The sequence below is a fragment of the Exiguobacterium sp. s39 genome (assembly GCF_018618925.1).
GTDB lineage: Bacteria > Bacillota > Bacilli > Exiguobacteriales > Exiguobacteriaceae > Exiguobacterium_A > Exiguobacterium_A abrahamii.
In genome coordinates this window covers 1-26,772 of the sequence record NZ_JACSNA010000005.1, presented here as the reverse complement: position 1 = coordinate 26,772, position 26,772 = coordinate 1, and the positions used below count along the sequence as shown (strand labels likewise).

The following is a 26,772-nucleotide window of genomic DNA, read 5'->3' as shown; positions in this document are numbered from 1 at the left end:
TATATCATAGTAGCACCGCCATACCGGCGTGTCAAGGCGTTTTATTCTACCGGAGAATCGGCTTCTACAGGTGCTTCGCCAGCTACTTCGAGATCGATCTGACGGTAACGTGCCATCCCAGTACCAGCTGGAACCAACTTACCGATGATGACGTTCTCTTTCAAGCCGCGAAGGTAGTCGCTCTTCCCTTTAATCGCTGCATCCGTAAGGACACGAGTCGTTTCTTGGAACGACGCAGCCGATAGGAATGAATCTGTTTCAAGTGACGCTTTCGTGATACCGAGAAGAACTGGTTTCGCCGAAGCGAGAGCTTTCCCGTTACGGAGCGCTTCTTTACAAGCTTCCTTGAACGTGCTGATATCGACGAGCGAACCTGGTAAGAGTGAAGTCTCACCAGACTCGATGACACGTACGCGACGGATCATTTGGCGAACCATGACCTCGACGTGTTTGTCACCGATCTCAACCCCTTGCATCCGGTATACTTTTTGAACTTCTTGGAGCAAGTAGTTCTGAACGCCGGATACACCTTTAACGTTCAAGAGTTCTTTCGGATCGATCGAACCTTCCGTGAAGACTTGACCGGCTTTGACCTCGTCCCCGAGCTGAACACGTAGACGCGAACCGAATGGGATCGTGTATGTGCGTGTTTCGCTGAGTCCTTGGACCGTCAATTCACGTTTGTCACGCGATTCCGTGAAGTCGATGACTTGACCATCGATTTCCGAGATGACCGCTTGACCTTTCGGGTTACGCGCTTCGAACAACTCTTGGATACGCGGAAGACCTTGTGTGATATCATCCCCGGCAACCCCACCTGTGTGGAAGGTACGCATCGTAAGCTGCGTTCCTGGCTCACCGATTGATTGTGCCGCGATGATACCGACAGCTTCGCCGACTTCGACGTCGTTGCCTGTTGCCAAGTTGCGTCCGTAACATTTCTTACAGACACCATGGCTTGTGTTACATGTGAAGGCAGTGCGGATCTCAACGTTATCGACACCTGCGTCCGTGATTGCACGAGCGATGTCTTCATCGATGAGTTCGTTCGTTGAAACGAGGACTTCTCCTGTTTCTGGGTGAACGACGTTTTCGAATGCAGTACGGCCGACGAGGCGGTCGTAGAGGCTTTCGATCTCTTCCGTTCCTTCACGGAGTGCTGTGACGCGGATACCACGATCCGTTCCACAATCATCTTCACGGATGATGACGTCTTGAGCGACGTCAACGAGACGACGAGTCAGGTAACCTGAGTCAGCCGTTTTCAAGGCTGTATCGGCAAGACCTTTACGCGCACCGTGTGTTGAGATGAAGTATTCCTGTACCGTTAGACCCTCACGGAACGATGATTTGATCGGGAGCTCGATGATCCGTCCACTTGGAGCGGCCATGAGTCCACGCATACCAGCGAGCTGCGTGAAGTTCGACGCGTTACCACGGGCACCGGAGTCACTCATCATGAAGATCGGGTTGAGACGGTTGAGGGATTTCATCAGACGAGACTGAATTTCATCCTTCGCATCATTCCACGATTTAACGACGCGCTCATAGCGCTCGTCTTCTGTGATGAGACCACGACGGTACGATTTCATGACGCGGTCGACATTGTCCTGCGCTTCAACAAGAATTTCTTGTTTATCCGGAAGAACGATGATGTCCGCGATCCCTACCGTGATACCGGCACGAGTCGAGTGTTTGAATCCGAGGTTTTTCATGCGGTCGAGCATGCGGCTTGTTTCTGTTGTCTCAAACCGTTTGAAGACTTCCGCGATGACATTTCCAAGGAATCCTTTTTTGAACGGGTCGATGATCGGACGGTTCTTCAGTTCTGCCGCGACATCTGTTCCTTTTTCAAGGAAGTACTTGTCTGGCGTCGCTTCTTGAAGGTTCGTCATCGTTGGTTCGTTCAAGTAAGGGAACGTCGTTGGGAGGATCTCGTTGAAGATCAACTTACCGACTGTTGTAATCAATAATTTCTCGTTTTGCTCTTCCGTGAATGTCGGGTTTTTCAGAACGCCGGCTGGAATCGCAACACGTGTATGGAAGTGCGCATAACCATTTTGGTAAGCGATGAGCGCTTCGTTCACTGTCGAGAAGATTTTACCTTCGCCGATCGCGTTTTCGCGTTCGAGCGTGAGGTAGTAGTTACCGAGGACCATATCCTGCGATGGTGTAACGACAGGTTTACCGTCTTTCGGGTTCAAGATGTTTTGTGCAGCGAGCATGAGAAGACGTGCTTCTGCTTGTGCTTCTGCCGAAAGTGGTACGTGAACCGCCATTTGGTCACCATCGAAATCGGCGTTGTACGCCGTACATACGAGTGGGTGAAGGCGAATCGCGCGTCCTTCGACGAGCGTTGGTTCGAATGCCTGGATACCGAGACGGTGAAGTGTCGGTGCACGGTTCAAGAGAACCGGATGCTCACGGATGACTTCTTCGAGGACATCCCAGATTTCAGGTTGAACGCGCTCGATTTTCCGTTTCGCACTCTTAATGTTCGGTGCGATGCCACGAGAGACGAGTTCTTTCATGACGAACGGTTTGAAGAGCTCAAGGGCCATTTCTTTTGGAAGACCACATTGATACATCTTCAGGTTTGGACCAACGACGATAACCGAACGACCAGAGTAGTCGACACGTTTACCGAGCAAGTTTTGACGGAAACGTCCTTGTTTCCCTTTCAACATGTGTGAAAGTGATTTAAGTGGACGGTTACCTGGTCCAGTGACTGGACGACCACGACGACCGTTATCGATCAAAGCATCGACTGCTTCTTGAAGCATCCGTTTTTCATTCTGAACGATGATGTTCGGAGCGCCAAGGTCAAGAAGACGCTTGAGACGGTTGTTACGGTTGATGACGCGGCGGTACAAGTCGTTCAAGTCAGACGTTGCGAAACGTCCGCCATCGAGTTGAACCATCGGACGAAGTTCCGGTGGGATGACTGGAAGTACTTCAAGCACCATCCATTCTGGATTGTTGCCTGAGTTACGGAACGCATCGAGGACTTCAAGGCGTTTGATCGCACGCGTACGACGTTGTCCTTGAATCATACGAAGCTCTTCACGTAATGCAGCGACTTCTTTATCGAGTTCCACGTCACGGAGCAATTTACGAACTGCTTCCGCACCCATTTCAGCAGTGAACGAACGACCGAACTTCTCACGATATGCACGGTATTCTTTCTCTGAAAGGAGTTGTTTCTTCTCAAGTGTCGATTCGCCTGGATCTGTGACGACGTACGACGCGAAGTAGATGATCTCTTCTAACGCACGCGGTGACATGTCGAGGACGAGTCCCATACGACTAGGAATTCCTTTGAAGTACCAGATGTGCGAAACCGGTGCTGCGAGCTCGATGTGACCCATGCGCTCACGACGGACTTTCGACTTCGTGACTTCAACGCCACAGCGGTCACAAATGATTCCTTTATAGCGGATCCGTTTGTATTTACCACAGTAACATTCCCAGTCTTTTGTTGGACCAAAGATACGTTCACAGAACAAACCGTCTTTCTCCGGTTTGAGTGTACGATAGTTGATCGTCTCCGGCTTTTTCACTTCCCCGAAAGACCATGAACGGATCTTTTCGGGGGAAGCGAGGCCGATTTGCATATATTCAAATCTATTAACATCTACCAAGGGGTGGACCTCCCTTTCGCTTATTCCTCTTCAGTAACAACTGGTGCGACAGGCGCTTGAACTTCTTCGAGTGCTGGAGTCGCGTTCGGGATATTGTCCTCGTCTTCGTCGCGCATTTCGATTTCTTCATCATCAGCAGACATCATCTTGACGTCCATACCGAGGGATTGAAGCTCTTTAATGAGGACTCGGAACGATTCCGGTACGCCCGGTTGTGGTACATTCTCACCTTTGACGATTGCTTCGTACGCTTTAACACGACCGATCGTGTCATCCGACTTGATTGTAAGGATCTCTTGGAGCGTGTAGGCTGCGCCGTATGCTTCAAGTGCCCATACTTCCATCTCACCGAAACGCTGACCACCGAACTGGGCTTTACCACCGAGCGGTTGTTGTGTGACGAGTGAGTATGGTCCTGTCGAACGTGCGTGAAGTTTATCATCGACCATGTGAGCAAGTTTAATCATATACATGACACCGACAGAGATGCGGTTATCGAACGCTTCACCCGAACGACCATCATAAAGGACAGTCTTCGCGTCGCGATCCATACCTGCTTCTTCAATCGTTGCCCAAACATCTTCCTCGCGCGCACCATCGAATACCGGTGATGCGACTTTGATGCCGAGTTGACGTGCTGCCATCCCGAGGTGAAGCTCGAGCAACTGCCCGATGTTCATCCGTGATGGAACCCCAAGTGGGTTCAACATGATGTCAATTGGCGTACCGTCTGGCATGTACGGCATGTCTTCTTCTGGAAGGATACGCGAGATAACACCTTTGTTACCGTGACGACCCGCCATTTTGTCACCCTCGTGAATCTTACGCTTCTGAACGATGTAAGCACGGATCAACTGGTTGACACCAGGTGAGAGCTCGTCCCCATTATCGCGGTCGAAGATTTTGACGTCGAGGATGATTCCATCACCACCGTGTGGTACACGGAGAGATGTATCACGGACTTCACGTGCTTTTTCACCGAAGATTGCATGAAGAAGACGTTCTTCCGCTGTCAATTCCGTTACACCCTTCGGCGTAACTTTACCGACGAGGATATCGCCGTCCTTGACTTCCGCACCGACGCGGATGATTCCGCGATCGTCGAGGTTTTTCAAGGCATCATCACCGACGTTCGGAATATCACGTGTGATTTCTTCCGGTCCGAGTTTCGTATCACGCGACTCACATTCGTATTCTTCGATGTGGATCGATGTGTAGACGTCGTCTTTGACAAGACGCTCACTCATGATGACAGCATCCTCATAGTTGTAACCATCCCATGTCATGAAACCGACGAGTACGTTGCGACCAAGCGCAAGTTCCCCACCGTCCATCGATGGACCATCTGCAAGGATCTCGCCTTTATCGACTGGGTCGCCCGCTTTGATGATTGGTTTTTGGTTATAACACGTTCCTTGGTTAGAACGGATGAATTTTTGAATCTTGTAACGGTCGAGTTCCCCTTCAACGATGTTGCCATCGACTTCCGTCGTACGACGGACAAGGATTTCACGCGCCGTAACACGCTCAGCGATCCCTGCGTGCTTCGCAACGACAGCGGCTCCTGAGTCTTTCGCAGACACGTACTCCATACCTGTACCGACAATCGGAGATTCCGGGTTCAGAAGTGGGACGGCCTGACGTTGCATGTTTGCTCCCATGAGGGCACGGTTCGAGTCATCGTTCTCAAGGAACGGGATACAAGCCGTTGCGGCAGATACAACCTGCTTCGGTGAAACGTCCATGTAATCGACACGTGCTGGTTCGACAGACAAGTTTTGTCCACGGAAACGTGAAAGAACGTGTGAATCTTGGAACGTCTTCTCTTCCGTCAACAACATGTTTGCCTGAGCGACGACGTAGAGATCCTCTTCGTCAGCAGTCATGTAGTGGATTTCATCCGTGACGACGCCCGTTTCCGGATCGACACGACGATATGGCGCTTCGATGAAGCCGTACTCATTGACCTTCGCGTACGAAGACAACGAGTTGATCAAACCAATGTTTGGTCCCTCTGGCGTTTCGATCGGACACATACGGGAATAGTGCGAGTAGTGTACGTCACGAACTTCGAAACCAGCGCGCTCACGTGTCAAACCACCAGGTCCGAGTGCTGAAAGACGACGTTTGTGCGTCAATTCCGCAAGCGGGTTCGTTTGGTCCATGAACTGAGACAACTGCGAGCTACCGAAGAACTCTTTAATCGATGCGATAACCGGACGAATGTTGATCAATGCCTGTGGCGTGATCGCATTCTGGTCCTGAATCGACATCCGTTCCTTAACGACACGTTCCATCCGTGAGAGACCGATCCGGAATTGGTTCTGGAGCAGCTCACCAACTGAACGGAGACGACGGTTACCGAGGTGGTCGATATCGTCTGTCGTACCGACTTCATGCAACAAGTTGAAGAAGTAGTTGATAGAAGCAATCATGTCAGCAGGCGTGATGTGCTTGATGTCACGATCGATGTTACCGTTACCGATGATATTGATGATGCGTTCACCTTCAGCATCGTCCGGTGCGAACACCTTGATTGACTGTAAGTTGAAAGCCTCACCCTGCGTTACGCCGCCTGTTGGCGTCGCTTCGATGTAACCAACGGATCCTTCGAGGAATGGAAGGACTTTATCGAGCATACGACGATCAAGGACCGTTCCTGCTTCCGCGATGACTTCACCTGTCTCAGGATCAACAAGCGTTTCCGCAAGTTTTTGACCGAAGAGACGGTTCTTAAGATGAAGCTTTTTATTGATTTTATAACGACCAACGTTTGCCAAATCATAACGTTTCGGGTCAAAGAAGCGCGATACGAGCAACGCTTTTGCGTTTTCGACTGTCGGCGGCTCTCCCGGACGTAGACGCTCATAAATCTCAATGAGGGCTTTTTCCGTTGATTCCGTATTATCTTTTTCAAGTGAATTCCGGAGGTACTCATCATCACCGAGAAGATCGATGATTTCCTGATCCGTACCGAAACCAAGAGCACGTAAAAGAACCGTTACTGGAATCTTACGCGTGCGATCAATGCGAACATAAACGATGTCTTTCGCGTCTGTCTCGAGCTCGAGCCATGCACCACGGTTTGGGATGACTGTCGCGGAGAATCCACGCTTACCGTTCTTATCTAACTTATTGTTGTAATAAACACTTGGCGAACGAACAAGCTGCGAAACGATTACGCGCTCCGCTCCATTGATGATGAATGTTCCCGACTCCGTCATAAGCGGGAAGTCACCCATGAAGACTTCTTGTTCTTTCAATTCACCCGTCTCTTTATTTTGAAGACGGACTTTAACGCGTAGTGGTGCCGAATAGGTCACGTCGCGCTCTTTCGATTCATCGATCGAATACTTCGGCTCTCCGAGCGAGTAGTCGATGAATTCTAATACGAGATTCCCTGTGAAATCGGAAATCGGCGAAATGTCATGAAACATCTCACGAAGACCTTCCCGCAGGAACCACTCATACGAATTCGTTTGAATCTCGATTAAGTTTGGAAGTTCCAATACTTCGCTGATACGTGCATAGCTTCTTCTCTGACGGTGACGACCGTACTGAACAAGTTGACCAGTCAACTGATTCACCTCTCAGACCCACTTCTTCTTATAGAGAAGGACGGGTGTAATATCGAACATTGAAGCCATTTTTTGATTGATAAGCGCAAAAAAGCGACGTCTTGTCTACTCAATCATCTGTAGTCGAGAACGCCAGCTGCTTTCAAACATCTTATCCAAAAATCACTCCAATGGCATTTTATAATACTATCATAGACACAACATGCGGTCAACGACAAATCCTTCGATTTGTCAAGACCGAATTGATTTAAATATCGAGTACCCTTTATCGCGGGTAACTGTCTCACACATACCGAATACGTCTTCCATCAATTTCTTCGCTGATGGTCCACCTTGTTTCTTTTGAATGACGACCCAAAGCTCGCCGCCGACGACAAGGTGATCATACGCTTCCCGGAGAATACGATGAACGACCGTTTTTCCCGCCCGAATCGGTGGATTCGTCACGATCGCTGCGAATGTCGATTCGCCTACCCCATCATACCCGTCACTCACACCGGTCGTCACGGAAACACCGTTCGCACGCGCATTGTCTGCCGCTAGTTCGAGCGCCCGTTCATTGACATCGATCAAGTGCGCCGGACGACCCGTCGACTTCGAAAGCGCGATGCCCATCGGTCCGTATCCGCAACCGACATCCAAGATGTCTCCCGCTACAGCCGGTTCCGTGAATGCCTCGATCAACAGGCGGGAACCAAAATCGATTCCGTTCTTCGAAAAGACACCATGGTCCGATGTAAAGCGGAGCGTCTGACCACGCAGGACATATTCCCACGTCTTCGGATCTCGTTTCGATGAAGGGTCATTCGTATAGTAATGATCCGCCATGTTTCCTTCCCCTCTCATGTAAAAGATGAAAACAAAAGAAGCTCGCAATGCGAGCTTCTCTTGTTTCTACGGAAGAAGAAAATTACTTAACTTCTACAGTAGCGCCAGCTTCTTCAAGCTTAGCTTTCATTGCTTCAGCGTCTTCTTTCGAAACGCCTTCTTTAACTGGTGCTGGAGTTCCGTCTACGAGAGCTTTCGCTTCTTTAAGACCGAGACCAGTCAATTCGCGAACTGCTTTGATGACGTTGATTTTACCAGATCCAGCGTTAGTAAGGATAACGTCGAATTCAGTTTGCTCTTCAGCTGCTGCGCCTGCGCCAGCACCTGCAACTGCTACTGGAGCTGCTGCTGATACGCCGAATTCTTCTTCGATTGTTTTTACGAGTTCGTTAAGTTCAAGAACAGTCATGCCCTTGAGGTCTTCGATAAATTGCTCTTTGTTGAAAGCCATTATGGTTTTCCTCCTTTGATTTAGCCCACGTTGGGGTGTGAAAATTGTGTTGGTTGCCTATCCCGCTAAGCAGAAATTAAGCAGATTGTTCTTCTTTTTGCTCTGCGATTGCGTTCGTTGCCACCGCGAGTCCACGGATTGGCGCTTGAAGCACGCTGAGGAGCATCGAAAGGAGACCTTCGCGTGATGGAAGTTCCGCAAGGGCTTTGACATCTTCTACTGAAGTGACTTTGCCTTCGATGATACCACCTTTAAGTTCGAGAGCCTTGTGCGTTTTAGCGAAGTCGTTCAAGATCTTAGCTGGCGCGATAACATCTTCATTGCTGAAGGCGATCGCACTAGGACCTGTGAAGACTTCATCAAGACCTTCGAGGTTGCTTTGAACTGCCGCGCGGCGGAGGAGACCGTTTTTGTAAACTTTGAATTCAACGCCCGCTTCGCGGAGTTGTTTACGAAGTTCAGTGACTTCTTCTACTGTGAGACCACGGTAGTCGACGACAACTGTTCCTGCGCTCGCTTGGAGTTTCTCAGCGATCTCAGATACGAGATCCGCTTTGACAGCGATAACTTTTTCGTTTGCCATTTCTGTTGCACCTCCTGGTAGATGAAATGTACCGGTGCGAGGGGCTGCTCGATTTCAAATAAAAAGCCTCCGTCTGCAGAGCAGAGGAGGCGTAATCGTCAAAAAGGATACCTGAACAAACAGGCTCTCTGAGCAAGAACACCTCGGAAGGATTTATGCCCATGTGAGCACCTTCTGTCTACGGTATGTCGAAATATATCAACGTTTTATACTGTAACAGCGTTCTTAGAACGTTGTCAAGTTCGTTTTAGACGAAATTATTTCGCGAAGTCAGCTGAAGATACTTTTACACCAGGACCCATTGTAGAAGCGATCGCGATGTTCTTAAGGTATACACCTTTAGCAGTAGCAGGCTTAACTTTTACGAGAGTTTCGATAACTGTGTTGATGTTATCAACGAGTTTCTCGTTATCGAATGATTTTTTACCGACAGGAACGTGGATGTTACCTGATTTGTCGACACGGTACTCAACTTTACCAGCTTTGATATCGTTGATTGCTTTTGTGACGTCAAATGTAACTGTACCTGTTTTCGGGTTTGGCATGAGGCCTTTTGGTCCGAGAACGCGACCAAGTTTACCAACCTCACCCATCATGTCTGGTGTCGCGACGATAACGTCGAAGTCGAACCATCCTTGTTGGATTTTGTTGATGTACTCAGCATCACCAGCGTAATCTGCTCCAGCAGCTTCCGCTTCTTTTAATTTCTCACCTTTCGCGAAGACGAGAACTTTTTGTGTTTTACCAGTACCGTGTGGCAATACGACTGCTCCACGGATTTGTTGGTCTGCTTTCTTCGGATCTACTCCGAGACGAACAGCCAATTCGATAGTCTCATCGAATTTCGCAGTTGCAGATTTTTTAGTCAAATCTACAGCTTCTGCGAGTTCGTATGAAACCGTACGATCGATAAGCTTAGCAGCTTCTTTGTACTTCTTACCCATTTTAGGTTCCTCCTTTGTGGTTGTGCGGAAAATCCTCCCACATAATGAAAGGGTAGCAGGCTTCAAGAAACTATCCGCCTGCGACCCTCATCGTTGTTCATGGTAATCAAAAAGACATTAGTCTTCGATTACGATACCCATAGAACGTGCAGTACCTTCAACCATCAACATTGCTGTTTCAACAGATGATGCGTTAAGGTCTGGCATTTTTGTTTCAGCGATTTCACGAACTTTGTCACGTTTGACAGTCGCTACTTTCTTACGGTTCGGTTCACCTGAACCACTCTCAATTCCAGCTGCTTTCTTCAAGAGAACTGCTGCTGGAGGAGTTTTAGTGATGAATGTGAATGAACGATCTTCAAAAACCGTGATGACTACAGGGATAATCAAGCCGGCTTGGTCTTGTGTACGAGCGTTGAACTCTTTACAGAAGCCCATGATGTTCACACCTGCTTGACCGAGTGCCGGTCCAACTGGTGGAGCTGGGTTTGCTTTGCCCGCAGGAATTTGAAGTTTTACGAGTTTCATAACCTTCTTCGCCACGAGACACACCTCCTTAATTCTTTAATGTGGTTTAATTGGACGTTGCGCGTCCTCCCACTCATTCTATTCGACGAGTTATTTATCGAAATAAGCACAACATCAAACACGAAAAATTGTATCATTAAAACAAAACATTCGCAATAGGAAACTTAATCGATTTTATCGACCTGTGCGAAATCAAGCTCGACCTTCGTTTCGCGACCGAACATATCAACAGAGACTTTCATTTTCTCAGCATCTGTATCAAGCTCCTCGATCGTACCTTCGAGATTTTCGAAAGCTCCTTCTTTGATTCGGACGATTTGTCCGAGTGAGAAGTCGTAACGGCTCTTCAGATCGACGAGACCCATTGATCCAAGGATGTTTTCTGCTTCTTCCGGAAGGAGCGGTGTCGGTTTTGAACCGCCGCCGACTGATCCGAGGAAGCCCGTGACGTTCGGAGTATTCCGGACGACATACCAAGAATCATCCGTCATGACCATCTCGACGAGGACATACCCCGGGAAGATCTTGACTTCACGTTCCTTGATTTTCGTTTCTCCCTTTTTGTTCGTTACTTCTTCTTGTACCGTTTCAATCGGAACGAGTACACGGAAGATTTTTTCGTCCATGTTCATGGATTCAATCCGACGTTCAAGGTTCGCCTTGACGTTGTTTTCGAATCCGGAATACGTTTGGACGACAAACCATTGTTTCTCCATGGTAGGCCACCTCTTCTTTTTACTTAATCAACCAGCTCATCAATGCGCTAAGCCCTGAATCGACGCCGAAGATGAAGACACCCATGAAGATCACCATACCGATGACCGTCAATGTGTATTTCGTCAGCTCTTTCCGTTTTGGCCAGCTCGTCTTTTTCAATTCATTCCATACGTCACGCAAAAATTTCATCGTACTTTCCCTCCAGGATGTAATAAATCGGGACAGATGAAGCCTTATTTCGCTTCTTTATGAATCGTATGCGCGTTACAACGACGGCAGAATTTCTTCAATTCCAAGCGGACAGTGACGTCCTCTTTTTTCATCGTCGTATAGTCGCGGGCACCGCAATTATCACAAGCAAGGCCTACTTTCTTCGCCATCTCAAAGTCCTCCTTCTTTGCCACTCTTCTCTTCTGTTAAGGTACTTTCCTTCCGAAAAAGAGCGTAAAAAAAAACGCCTATGAGCGGCGTCTCGCTAGTAAGGCGCTAGTTATACAGTAGCATAGGAAGGGATTACGGTCAATCTACCTCTCTGTTAGACCGTCATCTTTCGTGCTTCAAGATAACGCTCAAGCTTGCGCTTGACACGTTGCAAGGCATTATCGATCGATTTGACGTGACGATCGAGGTCGTCAGAGATTTCCTGATACGTCCGTCCGTCGAGATAGAGCGCGAGGACCTTCCGTTCGAGGTCGCTCAGAATCTCATCCATCTTCGATTCGATGTCTGCGTATTCTTCCCGGTTGATGATCAAGATTTGTGGATCAGAAGGTGCTGTCGACGTGATGATATCAAGTAACGTCCGCTCCGATTCATCGTCATAGATCGGTTTATCGAGCGAGATGTACGAGTTCAACGGGATATGTTTCTGACGTGTCGCCGTCTTGATCGCAGTGATCATCTGTCGCGTGATGCATAATTCGGCAAATCCTTTAAACGAGGCGAGCTTATCCGTTCGGTAATCCCGTACCGCCTTATAGAGACCGATCATTCCTTCTTGAATGATGTCTTCGCGGTCTGCCCCGATCAAAAAGTAAGAACGGGCTTTGGCACGTACGAAATTTCGATACCGCTCGATCAAAAATTCGAGCGCATCGCTGTTATCGAACTCTTTCGCTTGTTCTACAAGCGCTTCATCGGTCATGCACTCAAACTGGTCGAACGAAACCAAACTCATCCTGTATCCCTCCAAGCATCATTGACGAATAGTTCAATTGTTTTTAATTATACAATAATTACCTGTCGCACGACAATGAAAATTGGCATGACCTCTTTTGTTGTATCCAAAATGTATCTTTTCTACAAAAAAATCCACCGCTCTCGAATGAAGGAGAACGGCGGATTGCTCATACGAATGGTTCATATCATGTATCTGAATTCTTTCGTCGACGAATCGCTTCGAGGCGCGCGACGACATCTTCCGGTAAATCAATCTTCGAGCGCGGTTGAGCCGTCGTCTTCGCAGACGTCGTTTGTTGCTTGATGACGGCAACTGCTGCTTTCCACTCACGCCGGAGTTCCTGCGCTGATATACGGAGTGCTCCAAGCGTGAAGATGACCCATTGCTCCGTGTAGTCGTTCGTCGCTACCGTCAGCTTGACCCGGATATCCTGCAGCCAGTCAGCGGCGGTTTTCTCAATCCACTCGTCCGCCGTCTCGTTTTCTCGTGTATAGACGATATCGATTCCGCTTTTTAGCATCCGAGACTCACGCCCTGGTTGCAGATAGGCATCAAAGACGATCGTAACGCTGATCCCTGTGACGGCTTGGTACTCCGCCATCGCATGAATCAACCGTTCCCGTGCTAATTCAAAGTCTTGCTCCCGCAACGTCCGAAATTCTGGCCATGCGCCAATGATATTGTAGCCATCTACGATGAGGCGATCATATTTCATCGCGCATACGGCTTTCTAGTCCGGTAGACTTCATATAATAATAGCGAAGCCGCAACCGATGCGTTGAGCGACGTGACATGTCCTGCCATCGGGAGGTGGACGAGGAAGTCACATTTCTCACGGACGAGCCGGCTCATTCCTTTTCCTTCACTTCCAATGACGATTCCGAGCGGCATCGTACCATCGAGTGTCCGGTAGTCGTCACTTTCACGTGCATCCGTTCCGACGAACCAGATACCTTGTTTCTTTAGATCCTCCATCGTCCGAGCGAGGTTCGTCACACGAACGACCGGGATATGTTCGATCGCGCCCGTTGATGCCTTGGCGACGACTTGCGTCAACCCGACTGAGCGACGCTTCGGAATGATGATTCCGTGTGCTCCGACAGCATCTGCTGTCCGCAAGATTGATCCGAGGTTATGTGGATCCTCGAGCTCATCAAGCATGATCAAGAGCGGTGTTTCATCCTTTTGACGTGCAAGTTCGAAGATGTCTTCCATCTCGGCGTATTCATACGCAGCAACCGCTGCGACGACACCTTGGTGATTTTCCGTTCCAGCTAAACCGGTTAACCGCGAACGCGGGACGAGCTGGATTTGAATGCCCGCTTCCTGCGCCATCGCATGGATGACGGCGAGCGGTCCTTTTTGTTGTCCTTCCTGCAAGAACAGCTTGTTCATCTCTCGTCCACTCCGCAATGCCTCTAGGACCGGATTACGACCTGACAAGAAATCTTGTCCTTCTTCGAGCGGTTCGATCACGACGGGCTGTTCCTTGACTGGAGCGGCTTTTCGTTTCTCTTGTGCTGGGCGCTGTGCCTTCGTTTTCGGCTTCGCACCGGTAGCCTTAGGATTCGTCTGTTTTTTCGGCTTCGAGTAGTTCGAACGCTTGTCCGATGAGTTCTTCAAGGCGATCCCCTCCTTCTGAAAGATAAATATAACCGAGCAATGCTTCAAATGCTGTCGCGTAGCGATACGTGTGGACGTCCGTGCTCTTCGGAACAGAACCGGATTTCGCGTTCTTTCCGCGCCGAACGACCGCTGCTTCTTCTTCCGTCAGCGCATCCGTGTTCAACCAGTGCGTCACGACCGTCGCTTGTGCTTGAGCCCGAACGTACCGGACAGCTGCTTTATGCAACTCGCCCGGCTTCACATAACCTTGTTCGAGCAATCGCTCCCGCACACGAATCTCATAGACGACATCGCCCATGTACGCTAACGCGAGTGCATTCAGTTGTTTGTAGTTCTTCATCCGCGCTTCCACCGCATCCCTTGCGCTGTGTCTTCCAGCAAGATCCCTTGATCACGTAGCTGATCGCGGATTGCGTCCGCTCGTGCGAAGTCACGATTTTGACGGGCTGTGTTCCGCTCTTCGATCAACTGTTCGACTTCTTCATCGAGTAAGCCTTTGTCGACTGTCAACGTGACACCGAGAACATCTGATAATTCCGAGAAGAGTGCGAGGAACTGTTCGAGCACCTGTTTCGACACATGTGCTTCTCCAAGGTACAAGTTGGCTTCTTTCGAGAGATCGAATAAATCCGTCACAGCGTTCGCTGTATTGAAATCATCATCCATCGATGTGATGAAATGTTCCTTGATCGCCGCTAGACGATTCAACCACTTCTCGTCACCTGTTCCGAGATCGGCCGTCATTTCAAGGCGGTGTTCGATGTTTGCGACCGATTCCCGAATCCGTGCGAGACCATTCGCTGCTTGATCGATCAGTTCACGACTGTAGTTGATCGGGTGACGATACTGAACCGATAACATGAAGAAACGTAACACCATCGGATCAACCGCTTGGATCGCTTCATGGACCGTCAAGAAGTTACCGAGCGACTTCGACATCTTCTCGTTTTCGATGTTCAAGAACCCGTTATGCATCCAGTAGTTCGCGAATTTCTGTGAGTTGCATGCTTCCGACTGGGCGATCTCATTCTCATGGTGCGGGAACTTCAAGTCTTGTCCACCAGCATGGATATCAATCGTCTCCCCGAGGTATTTCTTCGCCATCGCCGAGCACTCGATGTGCCAGCCTGGTCGTCCTTCGCCCCATGGACTTGTCCATGCCGGCTCACCTGGTTTTGCTGCTTTCCAGAGCACGAAATCAAGCGGATCTTCTTTTTTCTCTCCGACTTCAATTCGTGCACCTGCACGCAATTCATCGATCGACTGTTGGCTCAATTGACCATAATCCTTGAAACTACGCGTCCGGAAGTAGACATCCCCGCTCGATGCGTAGGCATTGCCTTTTTCGACGAGGACTTCGATGAAGGCGATGATATCGTCCATCGTTTCCGTGACGAGTGGATGGATATCCGCTTTTTGGACATTCAAGGCGCCCGTATCCGCGTGATACGCCTCAATGAAACGTTTCGTCAACGCATGATAGTCTTCTCCGAGTTCGTTTGCTGTCCGGATGATCTTATCATCGACGTCCGTGAAGTTCGAGACATATTTGACTTCGTATCCGCGGTATGTGAAGTAGCGACGGACCGTATCGAAAACGATTGCTGGACGTGCGTTCCCGATATGAATGTAGTTGTAAACCGTCGGGCCACAGACATACATCTTGACCTTTCCTTCTTCTAATGGTTTAAATGGTTCCTTTTTTCCGGTCATGCTGTTGTACAGTTGAATCATGACGTCGCCCTCCTTTAATCCGTTCAATTTCTTGTTTTAATACTTCTAGTTCTATTTCAATCCGCTCTTGGCATTCGCTGACCGGATCCGGGAAACGATGATCAAGTGGTGCTTCGACCTTCATGCCGTCTTGAATGACGACACGTCCCGGAATGCCGACGACAGTCGCATTGGGAGGAACGTGTTTTAAGACGACAGAACTGGCACCGATTTTTGAGTATGCCCCAATCGTGATATCACCAAGGACACGGGCACCGGCAGAGACAAGTACGCCGTCTTCAATCGTCGGATGACGCTTTCCTGTTTCTTTCCCCGTTCCGCCGAGTGTCACGCCTTGAAACAACGTGACGTCATCACCAATGATCGTCGTCTCACCAATGACGACACCCATCCCGTGGTCGATAAAGAATCGGCGTCCGATCGTCGCTCCTGGATGAATCTCGATGCCTGTCAAAAAGCGACTGAACTGCGAAATTAATCGACCGAGTAAGCGGAACTTTGCGTTCCAGAGTCGATGGGCCAGACGATGCATCCAAATCGCATGTAAGCCCGGGTATGTCAAAATGACTTCTAACGTGCTGCGGGCAGCTGGATCTTGCTCAAACACATTGCGGATATCTTCTCGTATCCGTGTCATATACGTTCTCCTCTCCATAAGAAAAAGCGCCTCTATGCATTGCTGCACAGAGACGCTAACGAAGCGCGGTCCCACTCTGTTTGGACGATTGACTCGTCCCTCTCGACGTCCGTTAACGCCGGAGATACGTCTGCGCCTACTCTCACGGATTTCGGGCAGCACTCAGAGGGGCATTTCATGATTCGCTTCTTCAAGCCCTCGCACCATTCGAGCTTGTCTCTGGAGAAGAAGACGCATCGTTACTTTCCTCGTCTACGCTTTCGTTATTCTGCTTCAAGCCGTGCAAGCACACGGTCTTTTCCTAGTAATTGAATCGTGTTCGGGAGTTCTGGACCATGCGTCTGTCCTGTCGTCGCGACACGAATTGGCATGAATAAATTCTTTCCTTTTTGACCAGTCGCTTTTTGCGTCGCTTTGATCGATGCTTTAATTGCTTCTGGTGTCCACTCTTCGAGAGCACGTAACTGGTTCGCGAATTCTGCAAGTACAGTCGGAACCGTCTCGCCACTCAAGACAGTGTTTGCCTCTTCATCATACACCACTTCGTCCTCAAAGAACATCTCTGAAAGCTTGACGATTTCCGCGCCATGCGTCATCTGTTCGCGGTATAACGCGACAAGATCACGTGCCCAAGCGAGCTCTTCTTCTGAAGGTGACGCTTCGACGCGACCTGCTTCTTGTAGGAACGGAAGACTTGCTTCGAATACTTCTTCGAACGATTGATGTTTCATGTACTGGCTATTGATCCAAGCCAATTTGTTTTGGTCAAAGACAGCTGGACTCTTCGAGAGACGATCCGCGTCAAAGATTTCGATGAACTCTTCTTTCGTGAAGATCTCTTGTTCGCCGACTGGTGACCAACCGAGAAGCGTGATGAAGTTGAGCAATGCTTCCGGGAGATAACCGAGCTCTTTATACTGCTCGATATACTGAATGATCGAGTGATCACGTTTCGAGAGTTTCTTGTGTGATTCGTTGACGATCAATGTCATGTGACCGAACGTCGGGTATTCCCAACCGAACGCATCATAGATCATCATCTGTTTCGGTGTGTTCGAAATATGATCATCCCCACGAAGAACATGGCTGATCGCCATCAAGTGATCGTCGATGACGACGGCAAAGTTATACGTCGGAATGCCGTCTTTTTTGACGATGACCCAGTCACCGAAGTCTTTTGATTCGAATGAGACATCGTCTTTAACGATATCATTCCATGTATACGTGACATCTTCCGGTACACGGATCCGAATGGACGGCGTGCGACCTTCTGCGCGGAACGCTTCTTCTTGTTCTGCTGTCAGGTTACGGTGTGCTCCTGAATAACGCGGTGCTTCTCCACGTGCGATTTGTGCTTCGCGTTCTGCTTCGAGCTCTTCCGATGTCATGTAGCAACGGTAAGCAAGTCCTTTTTCAAGTAACTCATCCGTGTACTTTTGATAGATATCGAGACGCTCCATTTGTGAATAAGGACCGTACTCGCCACCGCGACCTGGACCTTCGTCCCAATCGACACCGAGCCACTCGAGGTTCTTCATTTGACTCTCGACACCACCTGCGATGTTCCGCTTTTGGTCCGTATCCTCGATTCGTAATACCATCTTACCGCCTAAGTGGCGCGCAAAGAGATAGTTAAATAATGCAGTCCGGGCATTCCCGATATGCAAGTGTCCTGTTGGACTTGGGGCATAACGTACTCGTACTTCTGCCATTGCCAATCACTCCTTCGACTAAAATTCGCTTATCTAGTATACCTTATTCTTCGATTCGTTTCAGTAGAATCACTGCTTGACAAGCGATTCCCTCTTCTCGTCCCGTAAAACCTAACCATTCCGTCGTCGTTGCCTTGACATTGATCTGTTCAATGTCCGCTTCGAGTAATTCCGCGATTCGCGCACGCATCGTGTCGATGTACGGACGAAGCTTTGGTGCCTGTGCGATGACTGTCGCATCTAGGTTGCCAAGCTCATACCCTTGTTGTTTAACGAGCGCGTAGACATGTTGCAGCAATTTTGCTGAATCGGCATCCTTGAATTCCGGATCCGTATCCGGAAAATGTTTTCCGATATCCCCTGCTGCGATTGCACCAAGTGCCGCGTCGGCAATCGTATGTAACAAGACGTCTGCATCCGAGTGACCGAGCAATCCTTTCGTGTGCGGAATCTCGATGCCGCCTAAAATCAATTTCCGATCCTCTGCAAAGGCATGTACATCAAAACCTTGTCCAATTCGAATCATCGTCATTTCCCTCGTTTCATTAGAATCGCTTCACCGAACCACAAATCGTCCGGTGTCGTCATCTTGATATTTTCGTAGTGACCGTGGACGATCGTTACTTTTCCTCCGTCCCATTCTATCAAACTTGCATCATCGGTTCCTAGGTATTTCGTTGCCGCTTTTTCGTGAACCGTGCGAATCGTCGCAAGATCAAACGCTTGTGGTGTCTGCGCTGCCATCAGATGTTCCCGTGGGACGGTCTCGCTGATGTGGTTCGCTTCAATCCGTTTGACCGTGTCTTTAATCGGCACGGCAAGAATCGCCGCCTGATCTAGGACTGCTGCCTGGACGACTGCATGAATCGCTGCTTGTGAAATAAACGGTCGGGCCCCATCATGGATCAGAACGATCCCTTCGCCTTCTAACGCCTCAAGACCACGGAGCACACTTTCCTGACGTTCGGCACCACCCGCGACAAGTCTAATCGATGTCTTATAAGACGCGATAAGACTTGTAAACCATTCCTGTTCTAGTGGATTGATCGCAAGGACGATTTCCGTACATGCCGGATCTGCCTCGAAGACATCCAGTGTCCAAGCGATGATTGGACGTTCTCTTAGTTCAAGCATCAATTTATTACGATCTGCGCCCATCCGCTTACCAGCACCGGCAGCGGGGATGACGACGCGATATGTGGCTGTAGACATCCCATTCCCTCTTTTCTCTCTCACTGATCATCGTGATCCATTCCATCACACCGAAAACGGACTCGATCATGAAATCGAATCCGTTGCGGGGTCTATCCGAATGCCTCTCGATGTCTCTCTAGGCATAGTGTCTCATTTTTCTTGTGGTTTCGCAAAAATCATTCGTCCAGCTGACGTCTGCAAGACACTCGTGACGACAACGCCAATCGTTTTCGAAATGAGATGTTTGCCTCCTTCAACAACGACCATCGTCCCATCTTCGAGATAGGCAATGCCCTGTTTTTGTTCTTTTCCTTCCTTGATGACAAGGACGGTCATCTCTTCTCCTGGAATGACGACTTGTTTGACGGCATTCGCCAGATCATTGATGTTAAGAACAGGAACATGTCGGACTTCACAGACTTTGTTCAAGTTATAGTCGTTCGTGACGACGATCCCTTTGACGAGTTCCGCGAGTTTGATCAGCTTAATATCGACTTCCGGTACATCCTCGAAATCGCCATCATAAATTTCGACCTCGACTCCAGGGATCTCTTGTAACTCTTTTAAGACATCGAGTCCACGACGTCCACGGTTTCGTTTCAACGTATCGGAAGAATCGGCGATGTATTGCAACTCACCGATGACGAATTGCGGGACGATCAGTTTTCCTTCAACGAAGCCGGTTTTCGTGATATCCGTAATCCGTCCGTCGATGATGACGCTTGTATCAAGTACCTTGCTGTTTGATTTAACTGGGACGACGACTTCCGGCGTCGCCTTTTTCTCACTTTGGTTGCTACGTAAGAAGATTTTCGTCAATTCATGACGTTTACGATATCCGACCGTAAAGCCAAGATATCCGAATAACGCGGTCACGAAGATTGTTAAGACGTTACTGAGGACAGGAATACCTACTAAATCAATCAATGTACTGACGAGAAAGGCCAGTACCAACCCAATCAACAAACCAAATGTTCCAAAAAAGAGATCTGCTACTGGGGCTTTGACGAGCCGTTCTTCTAAAAATCGGAGAAGTCGAATTACCGAATCCGTAATGAATAATCCAATTAATAAGAATATGAGTGCACCAATCGTTCCAGTTACGTATTCGCTCATCAACCATGCAGGGAATGTCGTATTCGTTGCCGTTTCAATTAATTGGAAGAACTGAGGAAGCAACAAGATTCCGAGGGCAAGTCCGAGTAATGCAAAAAATACCCGAATGACGATTTTCAATCTTCTCACCTCCTTTGCTTATTTTAAGTTCATTGTAACATGTACTGATTTGAACTACCTACGCCGTAAGGAGGGGAAACTGTTTACATATCCATTACAGTTCCCCCATTTTTTGCGTCATTCCAGCTTAAAACGGAATCGTTTCACGTAATGCTTCGTCCACACTCTCGACACCGACGACCGTAATTCCGTCCGGATACGTCCAACCACCCAAGTTGTTTTTCGGAATGATCGCCCGCGTGAAACCGAGTTTAGCTGCTTCTGCTACACGTTGTTCAATCCGCGATACACGGCGAACCTCACCTGTCAATCCGACCTCACCAATCACAACATCTGTCGGACGCGTCGGCTTGTCACGGAAACTAGAAGCAATTGCCACACAAACCGCCAAGTCAATCGCCGGTTCATCAAGCTTCACACCACCGGCTGCCTTGAGGTACGCATCTTGTGTCTGAAGGAGAAGACCCGACCGTTTCTCAAGCACAGCCATCAATAAGGCTACCTTGTTTTGATCGATTCCGGTCGCCATCCGTCTTGGATTTCCGAATGACGTCGGTGAAATCAGTGCTTGCAGTTCGACAAGGACCGTCCGTGTCCCCTCCATGGAAGCGACGATCGTCGAACCGGATACACCGGACGTCCGCTCCTCGAGGAAAATTTCTGATGGATTCAAGACCTCTTCAAGACCAGACTCCCGCATCTCAAAAATTCCGATCTCATTCGTTGAACCAAATCGGTTTTTGACGGCACGCAGAATCCGGAACGTATGATGACGTTCGCCTTCGAAATACAAGACAGCATCCACCATGTGCTCCAGTAAACGTGGTCCAGCAATCGAACCCTGTTTCGTGACGTGACCGACGATGAAGATCGCAATCCCGCGACTCTTCGCAATTTTCATCAGCATCGCCGTACATTCACGTACCTGTGTCACACTCCCGGGTGCAGACTGGATTTCATCGATGTAGACGGTTTGAATCGAGTCAATGATTAAAAAACGTGGCTGTTCTTCATCGACGACACGTTCAATCATATTCATATCCGTCTCACTAAGGACGAACAAATCCTGAGTCGGTAAGCCAAGCCGTTCCGCGCGCAATTTAGTTTGTTTGAGCGATTCTTCTCCTGAGATGTAGAGCACTTTTTCGCCGCGTTGGGCAAGACGTGCGCTCGTCTGAAGTAAGATCGTCGACTTCCCGATTCCCGGATCTCCTCCAACAAGCACCATCGAACCTGGAACGATACCGCCTCCGAGGACACGGTCGAATTCACCACTTCCGGTAAAGACGCGACTCTCTTCTTGCGAGACGATGTTCGCGAGGCGCTCTGGCTTCAATTGTTTTGTTGTCGTATGAACGAAAGCTGCACCGCGCCGCCCTTTTTTCTCTTCGACGACTTCTTCGACCATCGTGTTCCATTCTCCGCACCCGGAACAACGTCCCATCCATTTCGGTGATTCGGTCCCACAGCTTTGACAAACGAATTTTGTTTTTAACTTAGCCAATCGATTCATCCTTTCTGTTTCAAAAAAAGAACCAGCTTCGCTCAGAAAGTGCGAAAGCTGGCCCTGTGCTCAGTTCTTATTCCGTTGCGGCAGAACTCACGTGATTCCGGCGAACGATGAATTCGTTCTCTTCGACATCAAGCGCAACACGTTCTCCTTTTTGGATATCGCCTGCGAGCAATGCTTCTGACAACCGGTCTTCCGCTTCCCGTTGAAGGGCACGACGGATTGGACGTGCGCCGTACTCTGGATCGTATCCGATATCGGCAATCTTCGAGAGGGCAGCTGGTGTCAATTCGAAATGAATTTCCTGTTCAGCCAAACGTTTTTCAAGGGTTTTCGCCATCAACTTCACGATCTCTTCGATGTGTTGTTTCTCGAGTGAGTGGAAGACGATCGTTTCATCAATCCGGTTCAAGAACTCTGGACGGAACGCCCGTTTGAGTTCTTCCATGACTTTATCTTTCATGTCTTTGTATTCGCGATCCGTATCTTCAGAAACAGCGAATCCGACATATTTATTACGTTTAAGGGCACTTGCACCGACGTTCGATGTCATGACGATGATCGTGTTACGGAAATCAACCGTCCGACCTTTCGAGTCTGTTAAGCGTCCATCATCAAGTACTTGCAAGAGAATGTTGAAGACTTCCGGGTGCGCCTTCTCGATTTCATCAAGTAAGATGACCGAGTATGGTTTCCGACGAACTTTTTCCGTCAATTGACCGCCTTCTTCGTAACCGACATATCCCGGAGGTGATCCGACGAGACGGCTCGTTGCATGTTTCTCCATGTACTCTGACATGTCGATCCGGATGATCGCATCCTCATCTCCGAACATCGCTTCGGCAACCGCACGGGCGAGTTCTGTCTTACCAACCCCAGTAGGACCGAGGAAGATGAACGAACCAATCGGACGTTTTGGATCTTTGAGTCCAGCACGTGCGCGACGGATGGCTTTTGAAATTGATTTAACGGCTTCATTTTGTCCGATGACACGATCGTGAAGGATTTCTTCGAGGCGAAGGAGACGATCCGTCTCTTCTTCCGCGATCTTCGTGACCGGTACACCTGTCCAGTTGGCAACGACTTGTGCGATGTCATCTTTTGTGACTTCAAGTTTTTCGTTGCCTTGTTTATTCTGCCATTCCTCTTTCAAACGCTCAAGCTCATCGCGTAATTTTTGTTCCGTATCGCGGAGGCTTGCTGCTTTTTCGAACTCTTGGCTTTGGACCGCTTCGTCCTTGTCCTTGCGGATGCCTTCGAGTTTTGCTTCGACTTCTTTTAAGTTCGGTGGTGCTGTGTATGAACGCAACCGAACTTTCGATGCTGCTTCATCAATCAAATCGATCGCTTTATCCGGAAGGAAACGATCCGAAATGTATCGATCTGACAATGTGACGGCTTCTTGAATCGCTTCGTCTGTGATCGTCACACGGTGGTGTGCTTCATAACGATCGCGAAGACCAAATAGGATTTGTGTTGCTTCATCCGTTGTTGGCTCTGCGACTTGGATAGGTTGGAAACGACGTTCGAGTGCCGCATCTTTCTCGATGTATTTCCGGTACTCATCAAGAGTCGTTGCTCCGATACACTGGAGTTCGCCTCGTGCGAGCGATGGTTTAAGGATGTTCGATGCATCGATCGCACCTTCTGCTCCACCCGCTCCGATCAATGTATGCAACTCATCAATGAAGAGAATGATGTTCCCCGCTTGACGAATCTCATCCATGACCTTTTTCAAACGATCTTCGAATTCACCACGGTATTTCGTACCAGCGACAAGTGTCCCCATGTCGAGTACCATAACACGTTTATTGCGTAACGTCTCCGGTACTTCATTGTTGATGATTTGTTGAGCGAGACCTTCGACGACAGCCGTTTTACCGACCCCTGGTTCCCCGATCAAGACCGGGTTATTTTTCGTCCGGCGGCTCAAGACTTCGATGACACGTTGAATTTCTTTCGCACGACCGATAACTGGATCAAGACGTGTTTCGCGCGCTTGTTGTGTCAAATCACGAGCAAGACCATCAAGTGTTGGTGTTGCGACACCTGAACCTGCTTGCGACGCGTTTGCTGTCGTTTCGCTGTTCCCGAGCAACTGGAGTACTTGCTGACGGGCTTTTGAAAGACTGATACCCAAGTTATTCAAGACACGAGCAGCAACGCCCTCTCCTTCTCGAATCAATCCGAGCAAGAGGTGTTCTGTCCCAACGTAAGAGTGACCCAGTTTACGTGCCTCATCCATTGATAACTCAATGACCTTTTTCGCACGTGGTGTATAGTGAATCGTCGTTGCACCATCTTGTCCGCGACCAATCAATGCTTCGACTTCCATTTGAATTTTATCTGAACTGAGACCGAGTGCTGTTAAGGCTTTCGCAGCGATTCCGTCTCCTTCACGTACAAGTCCGAGTAAAATGTGTTCTGTTCCGATATTGTGGTGACCCAACCGTACTGCCTCTTCTTGAGCAAGTGCCAATACACGTTGTGCACGTTCTGTGAATCGTCCAAACATCATTATGCAAAACCTCCTTGTGTGTGATCCCTGTTTGTCTGTTCGGTTAACATCGTCCGGATTCGTTTCGCCCGTTCGATGTCCCGTTCTCTAGATGTTAATTGTTTCCCGAAATGCTTTTGTAGAAAACCTGTTTGTAATGAAACGAGCAGTTGATGAAAAAGATTTGGAGGAAGATTGACCTCTAGTCCCAGACTGTCTGCTAAGCGAACATCCGATAGTCGTTCCGTTGCTTCCCGCGCTGTAATCAGTCGAGCTGATGTCAGGATACCGTAGGAACGATATAGTCTGTCCTCTAGTTCTTCTTGATACATCTCCAATAATCCTTTTCGTGCTACCTGTTCTGCTTCAATTAATGCTTCGACGGCAAATTGATAGTCCGTGATCAGCATATCCTCACTTGCCCCAAGCGTCCGTTGGTTCGAAAGTTGGAACATGCGACCAGAGGCATCGCTTCCCTCTCCGTAACGCCCACGAATCGCGAATCCGAGCTGTCGTAAGTGTTTGATATAGCCTTGAATCTGATTCGTCAGGACCAGTCCCGGTAAGTGCAACATCACGGAAGCACGAAGACCTGTTCCGACGTTACTCGGACATGTCGTTAAATAACCAAGCGTATCATCAAAAGCAATTTTAAATCGTTCACTGATCAAGCGATCGACTTGTTTTGCAATCCGAAACGCTTCTTCAAGCTGTAGCCCAGGTAATAATGTCTGAATTCGGAAATGATCCTCTTCGTTTACCATGACACTGATCTGCTCATCCTCACTAATGAAGAGTCCTGTCCGTGGATGACTTGCTAACGCTGGACTGATCAGATGCTTTTCTACTAAAGCGGTTCGCGTCAGAACATCTGCTTGATCGACGCGACCAAACCGGAACCCTTTCATCCCGTTTAGTTGGCGTTCGGTCTCTTCAATGAGCGCATTCGCTTGTGCTTCTGACAACATCGTTGAGAACGGATAACGTGTCGTATTACGCGCCAATCGAATCCGTGTCGAAACGACGATGTCGTCAAAGGGAGAAGATTGATTCATCGATTCGCTTAAAGGGTGTTGGAGCAACTCTTCAAACATGACGCAAATCCTCCTCGACACTCTCAATCTGTTGTTTTATGATTTCTGCTTCTTCATAATCTTCTGCTAAGATTTTGCGGTTAAGTTGTTCTTTCAATCGACTGAGCTGCTGGTTCAATCGTTTTTCAACGGATTCCTCATCAGGCCGTGAGCCATAATGTTGCGTATGACCGTGTTGGAACTGACGAACCATGCCGTCGACTTCGTCTTTAAAAAATGAATAACAAGTCGGGCAACCGACTTTACGAAGATGAAGCAATTGTTGACGGGTCATACCACAAGACGGACACGCCGTCCCTTGATATTCACGTGCTAACTCCCGCACACAAACCGAGCATAAGAACTTCTCATCGGTTTCCGATTCTTGTGGAAGTTTGACACGGACGATTGCTTCTCGTTCGCCACATCGTTGACAACGCATCATGCATTCCTCCAATGTCCGACGACTAGAGTCGCTTCATGGTTTGAAGAAGCGTCCGCATCAAGTGGGCACGCATCCGGTGTTGATCTTCGACCGCCATTGGCAAACTCTCTTTTTGCAACAGCGATTGAATCAAAATAGCTTCCCGCCGCGTCAATAATTGTTCGTTCATCAAACGAATCAAATAATCTTCTGCAGCTTGTTCCGTCAAATGATCACCAATCCATGAACTGACTTCGTCTAATAGATCGTGACTATCGAGCACAACGATTTTTTGAATCCGAATGTATCCACCGCCACCCCGTTTACTTTCAACAAAATAACCCTTTTCGACCGTAAAACGAGTATTGATGACGTAGTTGATTTGTGATGGAACACAGTCAAAACGTTGTGCAATTTCTTGACGTTTGATTTCAATCGTCTTTTCGTCGTGTAAAATTTGCTTTAAATAGGCTTCGATGATATCTGTGATGTTTTGCATTGGCACCACCTCTCTGACCATCTTTGACTATTGTTTGATTTAATAGTAATCATCTAAAAAAAGAAATGCAACTGATAAGGCTTTTTAGAAAACACAAAAAGACCGACCTGCAATCTGCAGATCGGTCAAGTGCCTGGCAACGTCCTATCCTCACAGGGGGAAGCCCCCAACTACTTTCGG

The 26,772-nt window shown here is 48.7% G+C and carries 25 protein-coding genes and 2 other annotated features; all 25 genes read right to left on the bottom strand.

All coding sequences use genetic code 11. The features are described from left to right. Window positions 1–41: 41 nt before the first annotated feature. The 25 genes from rpoC to KNQ11_RS15600 all read right to left on the bottom strand — a co-directional run bounded on the left by rpoC (window position 42) and on the right by KNQ11_RS15600 (window position 26,592). Window positions 42–3,641: a DNA-directed RNA polymerase subunit beta' gene (gene rpoC / locus KNQ11_RS15720; protein WP_050677143.1), complete on the bottom strand. Its 3,600-nt coding sequence runs from the start codon at window positions 3,639–3,641 to the stop codon at window positions 42–44. Between the two features lie 20 nt (window positions 3,642–3,661). Continuing rightward, complete coding sequence (gene rpoB, locus KNQ11_RS15715; protein WP_047390625.1) at window positions 3,662–7,219, bottom strand: DNA-directed RNA polymerase subunit beta; 3,558 nt, start codon at window positions 7,217–7,219, stop codon at window positions 3,662–3,664. 231 nt (window positions 7,220–7,450) lie between these two features. Continuing rightward, a complete protein-coding gene (locus KNQ11_RS15710) occupies window positions 7,451–8,047 on the bottom strand; it encodes a class I SAM-dependent methyltransferase (protein WP_023466614.1) in 597 nt (198 codons plus the stop codon). A gap of 82 nt (window positions 8,048–8,129) precedes the next feature. Then, window positions 8,130–8,498 carry a 50S ribosomal protein L7/L12 gene (gene rplL, locus KNQ11_RS15705; protein ID WP_023466613.1) on the bottom strand — a complete coding sequence of 123 codons (369 nt, stop codon included), beginning with the start codon at window positions 8,496–8,498 and terminating at the stop codon, window positions 8,130–8,132. Between the two features lie 76 nt (window positions 8,499–8,574). Continuing rightward, a complete protein-coding gene (rplJ, locus tag KNQ11_RS15700) occupies window positions 8,575–9,081 on the bottom strand; it encodes a 50S ribosomal protein L10 (protein WP_023466611.1) in 507 nt (168 codons plus the stop codon). Window positions 9,082–9,131: 50 nt separating this feature from the next. Next, window positions 9,132–9,283: a sequence feature (ribosomal protein L10 leader region), on the bottom strand. Window positions 9,284–9,338: 55 nt separating this feature from the next. Further along, window positions 9,339–10,025, bottom strand: coding sequence for a 50S ribosomal protein L1 (rplA, locus tag KNQ11_RS15695; protein ID WP_064300983.1), 687 nt, complete (start codon window positions 10,023–10,025; stop codon window positions 9,339–9,341). Between the two features lie 117 nt (window positions 10,026–10,142). Next, window positions 10,143–10,568 (bottom strand): 50S ribosomal protein L11, encoded by a 426-nt coding sequence (gene rplK, locus KNQ11_RS15690; RefSeq protein ID WP_023466609.1) that lies wholly within the window; start codon window positions 10,566–10,568, stop codon window positions 10,143–10,145. A gap of 149 nt (window positions 10,569–10,717) precedes the next feature. Beyond that, entirely contained in the window at window positions 10,718–11,269 is a 552-nt protein-coding gene (nusG, locus tag KNQ11_RS15685) for a transcription termination/antitermination protein NusG (RefSeq protein WP_023466607.1), read from the bottom strand. 19 nt (window positions 11,270–11,288) lie between these two features. After that, window positions 11,289–11,459 (bottom strand): preprotein translocase subunit SecE, encoded by a 171-nt coding sequence (gene secE, locus KNQ11_RS15680; RefSeq protein WP_023466605.1) that lies wholly within the window; start codon window positions 11,457–11,459, stop codon window positions 11,289–11,291. 44 nt (window positions 11,460–11,503) lie between these two features. Continuing rightward, complete coding sequence (gene rpmG, locus KNQ11_RS15675) at window positions 11,504–11,650, bottom strand: 50S ribosomal protein L33 (protein WP_023466603.1); 147 nt, start codon at window positions 11,648–11,650, stop codon at window positions 11,504–11,506. Window positions 11,651–11,805: 155 nt separating this feature from the next. Then, entirely contained in the window at window positions 11,806–12,447 is a 642-nt protein-coding gene (gene sigH / locus KNQ11_RS15670) for an RNA polymerase sporulation sigma factor SigH (protein WP_029343084.1), read from the bottom strand. Window positions 12,448–12,634: 187 nt separating this feature from the next. Then, window positions 12,635–13,165: an NYN domain-containing protein gene (locus tag KNQ11_RS15665; RefSeq protein WP_050677145.1), complete on the bottom strand. Its 531-nt coding sequence runs from the start codon at window positions 13,163–13,165 to the stop codon at window positions 12,635–12,637. Then, window positions 13,162–13,926: a 23S rRNA (guanosine(2251)-2'-O)-methyltransferase RlmB gene (rlmB, locus tag KNQ11_RS15660; protein WP_035399377.1), complete on the bottom strand. Its 765-nt coding sequence runs from the start codon at window positions 13,924–13,926 to the stop codon at window positions 13,162–13,164. The genes KNQ11_RS15665 and rlmB overlap by 4 nt, the downstream gene beginning before the upstream one ends. An 85-nt stretch (window positions 13,927–14,011) precedes the next feature. After that, window positions 14,012–14,416, bottom strand: coding sequence for a Mini-ribonuclease 3 (locus tag KNQ11_RS15655; protein WP_023466600.1), 405 nt, complete (start codon window positions 14,414–14,416; stop codon window positions 14,012–14,014). Further along, window positions 14,413–15,810: a cysteine--tRNA ligase gene (gene cysS / locus KNQ11_RS15650; RefSeq protein ID WP_058705176.1), complete on the bottom strand. Its 1,398-nt coding sequence runs from the start codon at window positions 15,808–15,810 to the stop codon at window positions 14,413–14,415. The genes KNQ11_RS15655 and cysS overlap by 4 nt, the downstream gene beginning before the upstream one ends. Beyond that, the gene (gene epsC / locus KNQ11_RS15645; protein ID WP_353049821.1) at window positions 15,764–16,483 is read right to left on the bottom strand and encodes a serine O-acetyltransferase EpsC; all 720 of its coding nucleotides are present in this window, start codon (window positions 16,481–16,483) and stop codon (window positions 15,764–15,766) included. Before epsC ends, cysS begins: the two co-directional genes overlap by 47 nt. A gap of 9 nt (window positions 16,484–16,492) precedes the next feature. After that, window positions 16,493–16,711, bottom strand: a binding site (T-box leader). Next, entirely contained in the window at window positions 16,711–18,159 is a 1,449-nt protein-coding gene (gene gltX / locus KNQ11_RS15640; RefSeq protein WP_023466595.1) for a glutamate--tRNA ligase, read from the bottom strand. It overlaps the preceding feature by 1 nt. Window positions 18,160–18,202: 43 nt before the next feature. Further along, entirely contained in the window at window positions 18,203–18,685 is a 483-nt protein-coding gene (ispF, locus tag KNQ11_RS15635) for a 2-C-methyl-D-erythritol 2,4-cyclodiphosphate synthase (RefSeq protein WP_029343079.1), read from the bottom strand. A 2-nt stretch (window positions 18,686–18,687) separates the two neighbouring features. Next, window positions 18,688–19,371: a 2-C-methyl-D-erythritol 4-phosphate cytidylyltransferase gene (gene ispD / locus KNQ11_RS15630; protein WP_214772577.1), complete on the bottom strand. Its 684-nt coding sequence runs from the start codon at window positions 19,369–19,371 to the stop codon at window positions 18,688–18,690. A 132-nt stretch (window positions 19,372–19,503) separates the two neighbouring features. Beyond that, window positions 19,504–20,589, bottom strand: a complete 1,086-nt coding sequence (locus KNQ11_RS15625; RefSeq protein ID WP_023466590.1) for a PIN/TRAM domain-containing protein — start codon at window positions 20,587–20,589, stop codon at window positions 19,504–19,506. 127 nt (window positions 20,590–20,716) lie between these two features. Further along, complete coding sequence (gene radA / locus KNQ11_RS15620; RefSeq protein ID WP_029343076.1) at window positions 20,717–22,093, bottom strand: DNA repair protein RadA; 1,377 nt, start codon at window positions 22,091–22,093, stop codon at window positions 20,717–20,719. Between the two features lie 76 nt (window positions 22,094–22,169). Further along, the gene (clpC, locus tag KNQ11_RS15615) at window positions 22,170–24,617 is read right to left on the bottom strand and encodes an ATP-dependent protease ATP-binding subunit ClpC (protein WP_023466588.1); all 2,448 of its coding nucleotides are present in this window, start codon (window positions 24,615–24,617) and stop codon (window positions 22,170–22,172) included. Continuing rightward, complete coding sequence (locus KNQ11_RS15610) at window positions 24,617–25,690, bottom strand: protein arginine kinase (RefSeq protein ID WP_214772575.1); 1,074 nt, start codon at window positions 25,688–25,690, stop codon at window positions 24,617–24,619. The genes clpC and KNQ11_RS15610 overlap by 1 nt, the downstream gene beginning before the upstream one ends. Further along, the gene (locus KNQ11_RS15605; protein ID WP_029343073.1) at window positions 25,683–26,111 is read right to left on the bottom strand and encodes a hypothetical protein; all 429 of its coding nucleotides are present in this window, start codon (window positions 26,109–26,111) and stop codon (window positions 25,683–25,685) included. Before KNQ11_RS15605 ends, KNQ11_RS15610 begins: the two co-directional genes overlap by 8 nt. A 25-nt stretch (window positions 26,112–26,136) precedes the next feature. Continuing rightward, window positions 26,137–26,592: a CtsR family transcriptional regulator gene (locus KNQ11_RS15600; protein WP_023466578.1), complete on the bottom strand. Its 456-nt coding sequence runs from the start codon at window positions 26,590–26,592 to the stop codon at window positions 26,137–26,139. Between the last annotated feature and the right edge of the window lie 180 nt (window positions 26,593–26,772).